8 protein-coding genes and 1 tRNA gene are annotated in these 12,320 nt (G+C 41.1%); all 9 read left to right on the top strand.

Going from position 1 to position 12,320, the window contains the following annotated elements; translation table 11 throughout:
- Nucleotides 1-58 precede the first annotated feature (58 nt).
- Nucleotides 59-628: a helix-turn-helix domain-containing protein gene (locus BLR37_RS11880; protein WP_039479337.1), complete on the top strand. Its 570-nt coding sequence runs from the start codon at nt 59-61 to the stop codon at nt 626-628.
- Between the two features lie 93 nt (nt 629-721).
- Nucleotides 722-1,612: an alkaline phosphatase family protein gene (locus BLR37_RS11875; RefSeq protein WP_090769527.1), complete on the top strand. Its 891-nt coding sequence runs from the start codon at nt 722-724 to the stop codon at nt 1,610-1,612.
- A 207-nt stretch (nt 1,613-1,819) separates the two neighbouring features.
- Nucleotides 1,820-3,148: a DUF5690 family protein gene (locus BLR37_RS11870; protein ID WP_143009568.1), complete on the top strand. Its 1,329-nt coding sequence runs from the start codon at nt 1,820-1,822 to the stop codon at nt 3,146-3,148.
- A 63-nt stretch (nt 3,149-3,211) separates the two neighbouring features.
- Nucleotides 3,212-4,375 carry a TIGR03364 family FAD-dependent oxidoreductase gene (locus BLR37_RS11865; protein WP_090768856.1) on the top strand — a complete coding sequence of 388 codons (1,164 nt, stop codon included), beginning with the start codon at nt 3,212-3,214 and terminating at the stop codon, nt 4,373-4,375.
- A gap of 105 nt (nt 4,376-4,480) precedes the next feature.
- Nucleotides 4,481-7,711: a SusC/RagA family TonB-linked outer membrane protein gene (locus tag BLR37_RS11860; RefSeq protein ID WP_090768853.1), complete on the top strand. Its 3,231-nt coding sequence runs from the start codon at nt 4,481-4,483 to the stop codon at nt 7,709-7,711.
- A gap of 22 nt (nt 7,712-7,733) precedes the next feature.
- Nucleotides 7,734-9,299, top strand: coding sequence for a SusD/RagB family nutrient-binding outer membrane lipoprotein (locus tag BLR37_RS11855; RefSeq protein ID WP_090769525.1), 1,566 nt, complete (start codon nt 7,734-7,736; stop codon nt 9,297-9,299).
- Between the two features lie 196 nt (nt 9,300-9,495).
- A tRNA-Asn gene (locus BLR37_RS11850) sits at nt 9,496-9,569 on the top strand.
- A gap of 637 nt (nt 9,570-10,206) precedes the next feature.
- Nucleotides 10,207-10,875 carry a hypothetical protein gene (locus BLR37_RS11845; RefSeq protein ID WP_090768851.1) on the top strand — a complete coding sequence of 223 codons (669 nt, stop codon included), beginning with the start codon at nt 10,207-10,209 and terminating at the stop codon, nt 10,873-10,875.
- Nucleotides 10,876-11,647: 772 nt separating this feature from the next.
- On the top strand, nt 11,648-12,320 hold a 673-nt coding region (locus BLR37_RS25510; RefSeq protein ID WP_208599648.1), incomplete at its 3' end, for a collagen-like triple helix repeat-containing protein.

Below are 12,320 nucleotides of genomic sequence, written 5' to 3'. Positions count from 1 at the left end.
TTTGGTATAGATTACAGGAATAAAATAATACATTAGTGGCATCAATACCATTTAGGATATGCAGGAAGAAATTCTTTTACAGATTAGCGGAAAAATTAAAGAGCGTAGAAAAGAACTTGGGATAACCGTTCAGGAACTTGCCGATAAGGCATCGGTAAGTAAAGGGCTTATTTCACAAATCGAAAACAGCCGTACCATACCATCGCTCATGGTGTTGATGGATATTATCAAAAGCTTGCAAATTGACTTAAACAGCTTTTTTAAGGATATTAACTTCCATAAAAAGGATGCGCCTGTGTTGGTTAAGCGAAAGGACCAATATCAAAAATTTGAAAAGGAACAGGCCATGGGTTTTAATTACTCAAGGATCCTGACTAAAAACATTAAATTTTCAACTGCCGATTTTGTATTACTGGAGCTGGAAGTGAATGCGCATCGTCCTATGGTTAAAACTGAAGCTTTCGAGTTTAAATATATGATTGAAGGTAAGGTTGAATACCAGTTTTCTAAAAAGAAAATCGTGCTCGAAAAAGGCGATTCGATGCTTTTTGATGGCCGGCTTTCACACACACCGGTTAATATCGGCGATACCAAAGCCCTGATGCTGGTGATTTATTTCTTTGAATAATATTTTAAACTTTGTTTATTAATACTTAACAAAATAACTACCTTCATATTCATAAATCACCATTCATACAGGATGGTAAACACACAAATGAATATGAAGAAAATTTTATTGGGCGCACTCTTGTCGCTCGCCGTAGGCCTGACATCGCAGGCTCAGTCTAAAAAAATCAAACACGTAGTATTAATTGGCTGCGATGGTTTCGGTGCTTATGCGCTGCAGGAAGCCAAAATGCCAAACCTTAAGGCTCTAATGAGTAATGGCTCTTGGACGGATAAGGCACGTTGTGTACTGCCTTCTTCGAGCGCTGTAAACTGGGCTTCGCTGTTAATGGGGGCTGGCCCAACTGAGCATGGTTATACCGAATGGGATAGCAAAGTTCCCGAAATCCCTTCGGCCACCAAAACGGCTTACGGCATATTCCCTACCATTTTTAGTGTAATCAGAGATCAGAAGAAGGATGCTAAAACAGCCGTAGTTTATAGCTGGGGAGGTATTGGTTATCTTTTTGAAAAACAAGCTGTTAATATTGTGATTGACGGAAAAGATAAAGACGATTTTTGTGCCGATACCACTGCAGCCATCATCAAAAAGGAAAAACCCTACTTTACTTTTGTGCATTTCGATGAACCCGATCACACCGGGCATGCCATCGGGCACCGTACACCAGAATATTATAAACAACTCGAATCGGTAGATCAGCGCATTGGTAAGGTTGTGCTGGCGGTTAAAGATGCAGGTATAGCAGATGAAACGATTGTTTTAGTAACGGCCGATCATGGTGGTACTGGTAAAGGGCATGGAGGTAAATCTTTAGATGAGATTCAGATTCCATGGATTATTGCAGGTCCTGGCGTGCGTAAAAACCATGAGCTTAAAGATGTAATCATTACTTACGATACCGCTGCTACCTTAGCCTGGGTAATGGGCTTGCAGCAACCTCAGAGCTGGCGGGGTAAACCGGTTCAGGAAGCTTTTGCAAAATAACATTAGTTTACCTGGACTAAACTTAACAATTTGATAACTTAATTTTTGTTTACAAATAATAAACTCTGTTTACTATTGCATTATTGAAGTAAGAGTTTATGGAAGTCAAGATCAAAGCGTTCTGTAAAACAGACGTAGCCGTTAAGTGTCAGTATTGTTGGGGTAATGTTTTTCAGCAGGTTCAGCTTAATTTATTTTGTTGTTAAGATGAGTCTGCTGAATGTAACCCGTAAAAGAGCCCTTAACTGGCCATATTGGTTAATTACGGTGCTCGGTGGTATTGCTGCTTTCGGCTGCTATACCAGTATGTATGCTTTCAGGAAAGCCTTTGCTTCGGCTACTTTCGAGCATCAGGAATTTCTGCATGTCGATTATAAAGTTTGGCTGGTAGTTGCGCAAATGGTAGGTTATACCCTCAGCAAATTTTATGGTATCCGGTTTATCTCCGAATCGGGTAAAAGTAACCGTGCGCGGAGCATTATGCTGCTGATTGGTTTTTCGTGGCTGGCCTTACTTGGTTTTGCCCTGGTGCCTGCGCCTTATAATATTGTTTTCCTTTTCCTGAATGGTTTTCCACTGGGGATGATCTGGGGTTTGGTGTTCAGTTATTTGGAAGGCCGTAAAACAACCGAATTTATGGGGGCACTCATGTCTATCAGTTTAATATTTGCTTCGGGTTTTGTTAAAACGGTTGCGCGTACCCTAATGTCGGTGGCGGCGGTAAGCGATTACTGGATGCCATTTTTAACCGGACTTATTTTTCTACTCCCGCTTTGTTTTTTTGTTTTTTGCCTGGAAGTAATGCCTCCGCCTTCAAAAGAAGACCGGCAACTGCGTACCGAACGGGTGCCTATGGATGGAAAACAGCGCAGGCAGTTTATTGCAGCCTTTTTACCGGGCATTGTGCTTACCATAGTCATTTATGTGTTGCTTACCTGCATCCGCGATATGCGCGACAATTTCGAAGTAGAAATATGGAATGGTTTGGGCATTCACGATAACCACATTTACACGCAGATTGATACGCTGATCTCGGTGGTGGTGTTGGTGATGATCGGCCTGTTAATCCTGATTAAAGATAACCTCAAAGCATTTACCGTGATTCATATCATGATTATAGCTGGTTGTTTATTAATTGGGTTCAGTACATTTCTTTTTGATAGGGGCTATGTAGGTGCTGTAAGCTGGATGGCGCTTTTAGGTATGGGGCTTTATATGGCTTATATTCCTTACAATGCCATATTCTTCGAACGGATGATTGCCAATTTCCATTATAAAAGCAATATCGGCTTTATCATGTACCTGGCCGATTCTATTGGTTATGTAGGTAGTTTCTCGGTACTAATGCTGCACGAATTTGGTGAAACCAATGTAAGCTGGATGCATTTCTTTAAGCAATGCTTAATTGCCGTGCCGCTTATTGGTGGTTTGTGCAGTGTGCTTTCACTGATTTATTTCAGACGGAAAACCCTTTTAACACATAAAAAACAGCAAGCGCTTCAAGCTAAACAGATGTGGAGTGCTGCTTCAGAATAATAATAAAAAATAAATTTGTGCTGGCCGGAAAATTAAACCGGTGGGCACCAGAATAAAAATTCCATGACAAATAAACATTTCGATCTTATTGTAATTGGCGGAGGTATATTGGGTACTTTCCATGCCTATCATGCCTTGCTTGCCGGTAAAACTGTATTGCAGTTAGAAAAAGATAACTTTCCGGTAGGAGCTACTGTGCGTAACTTTGGCCAGGTGGTGCCTTCGGGTATGGAAGCCGAGTGGTTTGAGTATGGTGTAGCCGGATTGGAAATCTACAAATCTATCCAACAGGAATTTGATATTTCGGTGCGTAACAACGGTAGTGTTTACATTGCATCAGATGATGATGAGCAAACTTTAATACACGAGCTAAAAGCACATTATGATACTTTAGGTTACGAAACCGAGCTGCTTGGACAGGCAGCTATTCTGAATAAATATCCTGCTATAAAAGCCTCGTACGCAAAAGAGGCAATATTCTTTCCGCAAGAAATTAGCGTAGAACCCGAATTGATGATTTACCGTCTGCAGCAGTATATGCAGGCTAAATTTAATGGTTATACCTTGCAGTACAACAGTCCTGTAACTGCCTGCACACGTAAAGGCAATGGCGTAGAAGTTGGCTTAAGAAACAACAGTGTGGTTTTTACTGCAGAGAAAGCCATTATTTGTAACGGTTACGAATTTAAACTGCTTTACCCCGAACTGTTTAGCGAAAGCGGTATTGTGGTAAGTAAGTTGCAGATGATGCGCACGGTGCCCATGACTGATGTAGCTTTGTCTGGTAATATTTTAACCGGTTTAACCACGCGCCGTTATGAAAGTTTTGAGCATTATTGTCCTTCTTTTAAATCGGTAAAAACCCCTGAACATTATGATGAATTGAAGAAGTGGGGGATTCATATCCTGTTTAAGCAAGCTGCAGATAATAGCATTATCATTGGCGATTCGCACGTATATGCAGATGTAAACCATTTCGATGATCTTGGTTTTGATTTAAGTCATCACATTAATCAGCTGATGCTGGATGAGGCTGCGCGTATTGTAGATTTTGATGTAAACAAATTGCAAAGTACCTGGGCAGGGTTTTATCCGCAACATCCTACCAAACACATTGTAACCTACGATCTGGACGATTGTATCCACATCCGTACTGCTATTGGTGGCAAAGGAATGACGGCTAGCGCGGGTTATGCAGCACAGAGCATTAAAGATATATTTAGTTAACAAATGCTAAACAAAAACACGTTGTTTTGTTAACTGAAACTTCGTATTAGGCTAACATTCATGACCTAATATTGCATCAGATTAAACCCTAACGTTTACGTATTTATGAAACATTTTTACAAGATGACATTGGGCATCATGGCTTTGCTATGCCTAATGCTCGGGCCCGAAATTACCTCGGCGCAAACCAAAATCAGTGGTATTGTTAAAGACGATGCCCAGCAGCCAATTCCGGGTGTTAGTGTGTTGGTAAAAGGTACGAAAAAAGCCATTTCTACCGATTTATCAGGCCGCTTTACCATAGATGCCAAAACAGGCGAGACCCTGTTGCTCAGTTCTATCGGTTTTATTAGTCAGGAAGTGCAGGTTTCGGGAAATACCCTGACCATTATTTTAAAAACAGATTCAAAAAACCTGAATGAGGTAGTGGTTACCGCATTGGGTATCCGCAAAGAAAAACGGAACCTGGGATACGCCATTCAGGAGGTAAAAGGAGCAGATTTGGTAAAAGCCAGAGAAGCCAACCCGGTAAACGGTTTGGTGGGTAAAGTTGCCGGTTTAACTGTAGGTGTTTCTTCTGAGCTTTTAGGGCGTTCATCGCTTTACCTGCGTGGTAATAACGTAAACCTGGTGGTGGTAGATGGGGTGCCGATCAATTCGGATACCTGGAACATCAACCCCGATGATATTGATACCTATACCGTGCTTAAAGGCCCTGCTGCCGCTGCGCTTTACGGCTATCAGGCTTACAATGGTGCGTTACTAATTACCACCAAAAAAGGAAAGCTTAGCGATAAGGGTTTTGTAGTTGAATTAAACTCGAGCACACAATTTAATAAAGGTTTTATTGCCCTGCCTAAAAGCCAGGATGAATACGGACCGGGCGAACACAGTGCCTATGCTTTTGGCGATGGTAAAGGTGGAGGTTTAAATGATGGCGATTACGATATCTGGGGGCCAAAATTTGAAGGACAGTTAATTCCGCAATACGATAGTCCGGTTGATGCAAATGGCGTGCGCCAGGGAACACCCTGGGTGGCCCGTGGAAAAGACAATTTAAAGCGTTTTATCCAAACTGGTTTACTTTCGGCTAATAACATTGCGCTATCATCTGCTACAGATAAGTACAATTTAAGGGTGTCGGTTTCTAATAATTACCAAAAAGGAATTATCCCGAATACCCAGCTTAACATCAATAACTTTAATGTAAGTGGTAGCTATAATATCAGTCCTAAATTAAAGGCCGAAGCTTATATCAACTACAGCCGCCAGTTTTCTGATAATATACCGGATGTAAACTATGGCCCTAACAGTGTAATTTATAACATGACACTTTGGGGTGGTGCAGACTGGAATATAGATGATATGAAAAATTACTGGCAAGCGGGTAAAGAAGGTATTCAATCTATTTATGCCGAATATCAGCGTTATCATAACCCGTATTTTATGTCGTACGAGTGGTTACGTGGTCATAAAAAGAACGATATTAACGGTTATGCCTCGCTAAACTATAACCTGACCAAAGGTTTAGATGTGATGTTAAAAACACAAATTTCCACTTACGATCAGTTAAGGACAGAAAAAATGCCTTTTTCGGCACATCCTTATGGCAGGGAAGAAGGACTGGGTGATTACCGCGAAGATCGCCGCAGCATGTTCGAAAACAATACGCAGTTGTTGTTAAAGTATAATAAAAATGTTGGCGATTTGTTCGAAATCAGTGCATTTGGCGGTGGTAACGCGCGTAATTTCAGTTATAACTCCAGCTTTACCACAACCGATTACCTGAATGTGCCAAATGTGTACAATTTCTCTAACTCGAAAAATCCGGTAAAAGCTTTCAACTTCAATTCGAATATGTTGGTGCTGAGTGCTTTTTACTCAGTCGATATCAGCTTTAAAAAATACCTGAATATCAATACCACTGGCCGTGTGGATAAAAACTCAGCGCTATCACCAAGCAATAACTCAGCTTTCTACCCATCGGTTTCGTTAAGTTCGGTAGTATCTGATTATGTGAAAATGCCTGCCTTTATTTCCTTTGCAAAAGTTCGTGCATCGTATGCCAACGTTAAAGATCCGGGTTTAGGTACTTTGGAGTATATTGGTGCCACACCTTTGCAAACTTATCCTTTGGGTTATGGAGCTGAATATACCTCTTCTTATGGTGGTCCGGGTTATGGTCTTTCTTCTCCTTATAGTGTAAGGCCGACTTATAACAACCAAACCGGTGCGTATTATACCGATAACCTGATCGATTTAAATGCAGTTAAAGCGCAAAGCCGTACCAATTACGAAGGTGGTATCGATCTTAAGTTCTTAAAGAACAGGTTAGGCTTTGAGGCTACTTACTTCCGTTACATCGATGGTCCTAAAATCATTAAACAGAATATTTCGCCGGCTACCGGCTATCAAACCAATACCATTAATGGCCGTAAAACGCAAAACAGCGGGGTAGAGTTAAGCTTATCGGGTACGCCGGTGCTTACCGATAAATTTGGCTGGGATGTGATGGTAAACTGGTCTACCTACAAGCAAATTTATAAAGAGCTGGCTCCGGGCGAAACCTCAGTTGATCAGTTCTTCAAAGCTGGCGACAGGATCGATAATATTTATGGCTCGGTATTGGCAAAGTCGCCAAGCGGACAGGTTATTCATACTTCGAGCGGTACGCCGATTTCACTGCCGGTTAACCAGCTGTTGGGGCATGCCGATCCAAACTGGGTGTGGAGCATTAGCAATAAGTTCAGGTATCAGAACTTCTCGTTTAGCTTTCAGTTAGATGGAAAAGTAGGTGGGGTAATGCAGGATTATGTACGTTTGAAGTCGTTTCAGGGCGGTCGCCAGATCGAAACCATTCAGGGTAAAATGGGCGAAGCCCGCTACCAGGATTATGTACACGTAAACGATCCCAATTACAAAGGTACCTGGGTAGGCGATGGTGTGGTGCTTACTAATAGCGGTAAACTAAATTTCGATCCGGTTACCGGCGTAATTACCAATTACGATCAGCTTACTTTTGCGCCCAATACTACACCGGTATTATTGCAGGATTATTTAGGTGTGTTTTATGGCGCCAAAGAAAATACCATGATGAGCCGTACCTATGCCAAACTGCGCGAAGTAACTTTTGGGTATCAGTTGCCTAAAAAGTTATTAGAGGGCACCTTTATCCGTTCGGCCAATTTCTCAGTAGTAGGCCGTAACCTGCTTTATTTTATCAATTCTACCTATAACGATGTGGATGTAGACCAGTATTCGGGCAGGGAGGGTACTTCTACGCTGCAAACGCCAACTACACGAAGTGTTGGTTTTAACCTGAATGTTACTTTCTAAGCCATTAAAAAAAACAAAGATCATGAAATCAATATATCGCATGCTATTTTTCTTCATCGCACTGGCTGTAGCAACCGGATGTAAGAAAACCTTCGAAGAAAATTTCCATAATCCCAATCAGGCCGAACACGTTCCGCCAAACCTGCTTATTAATGGTATTTTGTACGATATGTACGAGGCGCCTTTCTCGAGCACCGAGCGCTGGAACCAATATACAGCCGCCAATTATTTTTACTACGCTACCAATAATTACGACTGGACAGGGGCCTCGCTTGACTATACGACCTTAAAAAACGTAAGTAAAATGGAAGAAGAAGCTACCCGTTTAGGTGGCGAGGTAGCCAAGCCATACCTGGCATTAGCCAAATTCTTTAAAGCTTATTTCTTTATTAAAATGAGTTTAAAGGTAGGCGATTTGCCAATGTCTGATGCCTTAAAAGGTTTTGCCAACCTGACCCCAAAGTACGATACCCAGAAAGACATCTTCAAGCAATCGTTAACCTGGTTAGATCAGGCCAATACCGATTTAACGGCATTGATTGCTGCGGGTAACAAAGAACTTAAGGGCGACATTTACCTTAAAAACGATTTGCCGGCCTGGCAAAAGGTGGTTAATACTTTCAGGTTAAGGGCGTTGATTCACCTGAGCAGCCGTGTAGATGATGCCGATCTGCAGGTAAAACAACAGTTTGCCACTATTTTGGGTAATGCTGCCAAATATCCGGTAATGGAGAGTATGGCTGATAACCTGCAATTTGTGTATAATGAAAATTTTAACAAATACCCTAACAATAAAGATAACTTTGGTAACGACGCGCTGCGTTATAACATGGCTGGTACTTATTTAAATACCCTTTCGCAACTGAAAGACCCACGCGCCTATATGGTGGCTGAACCTGCCAGGGGTATTGCCGAAGCCAATGGTTATGCCCTTACCGATTACCGTAATTTCGTGGGTGCCAGCACCGGCGAAGATCAGGGGGTAATGCTGGATAAAGTGCAGAAAGGTTTATACTCGTTAATTGGCCGTTACCGTTATTATAGTGGTTATACTGCCGAAAATACTTTCATTATTTCTTACCCTGAATTGTGTTTCATTAAAGCCGAAGGGATTAACCGCGGTTGGGTTAGCGGCGATGCTGAAAGCTGGTACAAAAAAGGAATTCAGGCGTCTATTGCTTTTTATGGCATACACGATGGCAGCAATACGGTTACCTTTTTGAAAAAAGACGGTAAACTGGGAGAATTTGAAACTTACACGGTTAATTTTACTTTCGAAAGCGATTATTATGCACAAGCCGCTGTTAAATATGATGGCAATACCGCAAAAGGTTTAACGCAAATCCTGACACAGAAATACCTTGCTTATTTCCGCAACTCGGGTTTCGAAGCTTATTATCAGTACCGCAGAACGGGTGTACCTGCATTTCAGGTTGGGCCAGGTACAGGTAACAGTCAGCGTATACCGAAACGTTTTCAGTATCCCAATATTGAGCGTACCACCAATGGCGAAAACCTAAACCAGGCTTTAATGCGACAGTATAATGGTGTTGATGATATTAATTTAGCACCGTGGATTGTAAAGTAGTTTGCAATAACTATTTGGTAATCAGTTTGAAATGAGTAAAATGGCCTTTCTTTATTTAAGGAAGGCCATTTTGTTTGATAAAATTTTAAATATTTGTTGCATAAATCAGATTAAAGCGCTAATATTGCACTCCCAAAACAAGCAAGCGGATATTGGCTGCAAAGCTTAAAGAAACTTGTTTTTTGGATAGCCGGATTCCTTCTTAGCTCAGCCGGTTAGAGCATCTGACTGTTAATCAGAGGGTCGCTGGTTCGAGCCCAGCAGAAGGAGCACAAAGCCAACTTTCGAGTTGGCTTTTTTTGTTTACAGCTGGGCGAGAAGTTTATCCTGAACGCAGCCGAAGGGAGCCCGGCAGAAGGAGCACAAAGCCAAATTCGAGTTGGCTTTTTTCGTTTACAGCTGGGCGAGAAATTTACCCTGAGCGCCGCAGGAAAGCAGTTGTTTGTTAGTTTGATAAAAGCCGAATAGTTACTGTTTTGCTTCTTTATTTATCCTCAAATCCGTAGAATTCCTGCAGTTCACTTCAGATAGGTGCGATCATTCCATGTGGGGGTTACTAAATTTTAAAAAAAGCATGTCTTTTTTATCCAATTTTATTTATATTTAATCCATGATCACCTGTATCGGCTAACCATTGCCCCGCAAGCCCATCTTTGGCTAAATGGTTAACATATCCCATATTTTTTATAAAAATGTAGCGTAAACAGCTCATGAATGCGTGTACCGCAATTGACGTTGCTTATACGCTTGAAAAGGATTTGTTAATTAAATTTTAAATTAAAAGCCATTTACCATGAATTTAAGCAAGCGGATTTCGATCGAAATCACACCATACAAACCAGCGGTTATCGCCATTATATCTGAAAAGTTGAAAACAGTCCATTTGCCAAACTAAACACGCGTTTTTATGATAGTATCTTCAATGGCTTTAATTGAAATTCACAACGAACTATTTAAAGACCTGGCAACGCTCACGAATAAAATAATGAATTGCCATAAAGAATTCAGGCGTAGGGTTTTAAAGGCCAGCCGGTATCCGTTTAGCTATTCTTACGAGTGTTACAGCAGGTTAAATAAAAATCGCTTTATCCTAACATTTATGGCTATGAAAAGGAGCGATTATCATAACCCAACTATTGGTGTGCGTTGTTTATACAATCGGGCGGAGGGTCTGTACGCTGCCGTGATATCGATGGAAAATGGCACTACGACAATATTTCCGCCTCATTTTTTTAAGCGATACCGCGAACGGATTGTAAAAGATTTTTCGGCTTCCAGCGACGATATTATAAAACGTTATTTTTCCGGAATCTGGGGTTTTACCTTTACTGTTTTAAATAATGATATCCGATCGCTTTACCATGGCTTTGAAAATGAAATGCAAGGTGGTGGAGAGCGTTTTGTGTGTGCAATGACTGATGGATATTGTTTTGGAGAGCGATATGGCAAGATTCACCTTATGAAAACCATTATATCTGAAGAGATGCTTTTTGAAAGCCAGAAAGAGGTTTTAAGCAACCTTCGAAAAGATTTTGTTAAAGTGAACGCAGCAATGTATGGAAATAAAAACGGCTAACGCTTAAAAATTAAAATAAAGTCAGGAGGGCAGCATTTATTACGAACTCCCCCTTGGTTGGGCTTTCAAAATCCGGAGTCTTACGTAATGGAATTATCCACTCCTTAAATTTACTTACATATCTTGGGTGAAAAAAAATAAAATCAGCCGGTAAAAGCTGGCATCACTCAAATCTTAAAGATAATCCTTCAACTACCTGTCCCAGTTCAGGAGGCTGGGTATGATAACCTATATGATGAGTGCCCGACCACTCGTTAGCCGGGGCTTGTATCCCCCAGCTGCATTACATTTTTCATTTCAACAACCAAGCTCAAACGCCATAATTTTTCGATAAAAATCACCTGTATTCTTTTACGCAAACACACGCATTTGGTAAAATTCGTATATTTTATTTTTTGTAGTCTTAAGTTTACGCATTTCAAAACGAATTGTTATTAATCAGAAAATAACAATTTCACCAGCTTTTCACTTGCTTTATCCTATCTGAAGGCAGGCTGTTTTGGTGTTATCTATTTGTTTGTCAGTGTTTTACTTTAGGTAAGTATATGTGCGTATTTATAAATTTCTGTATGTTTTTTCATAATTATTTCTTTGTAACCGGAAAATAAAACGATTTATTTTTCAAAACCGTCCCATCCTCAACATCCCATAAGTAGCTAACTGTCGGGCACGCCGTTTGGTTATTTTATGTAATGCTGAAACTACAGGAATTGCAAATTTTTAAAGCAACAGATCCTTGATCTATGCTGAACAGAACAATAACGTATAACAAATGAAAAAACGCTTACTCCTTAGCTTAGGTTTGTCATTAAGTGGCTATGCTGCACTAGCCCAGCAAAAAATAACGGATGGCACAATAACGGATAAAAAACTACCTAACAAAGACGCCATATTCGAACTCGAAAGCTCAAATAAAGGCTTGTTGCATACAAGAGTCGCATTAAGAACCACTACCGACGCTTTTCCACTATCGGCACATGTGGCTGGTATGATGGTTTACAACACGGCTACCAATAATGATGTTGTTCCGGGCATTTATTACAACGATGGAACAAAATGGAATTTAGTTAAAGGATCGAAAGGAGATTCAGGTTTTATCCTGGTTGAATCGCAGCCTGATAAAGATGGTATACCTGGCACGCCTGGTCAGCCTGGTGGGCCGGGGACGGGTGTTACTATCGTAATCAATCGTACTGGTACCTGGGTGTATAACCCTACTACTAATACCTGGACGAATATTAAAGGGCCAAAAGGTGACAAAGGTGATGCAGGCGTAGTTGGTGTTCAGGGGATGCCGGGTACCAGTGGCGTACCAGGTACTCCGGGATCTGGTACTGCAGGTGCTCCGGGTACAGGCGTTACCATTGTAACCAACGATAGTGGTACCTGGGTATACAACCCTACTACCAACACCTGGACAAATATTAATGGGCCCAAAGGTGACA

The sequence above is a fragment of the Pedobacter soli genome, from assembly GCF_900101435.1.
GTDB classification, from domain to species: domain Bacteria; phylum Bacteroidota; class Bacteroidia; order Sphingobacteriales; family Sphingobacteriaceae; genus Pedobacter; species Pedobacter soli.
The sequence above is the reverse complement of the archived record's forward strand: the minus strand, read 5'-3'. Positions and strand labels throughout refer to the sequence as shown.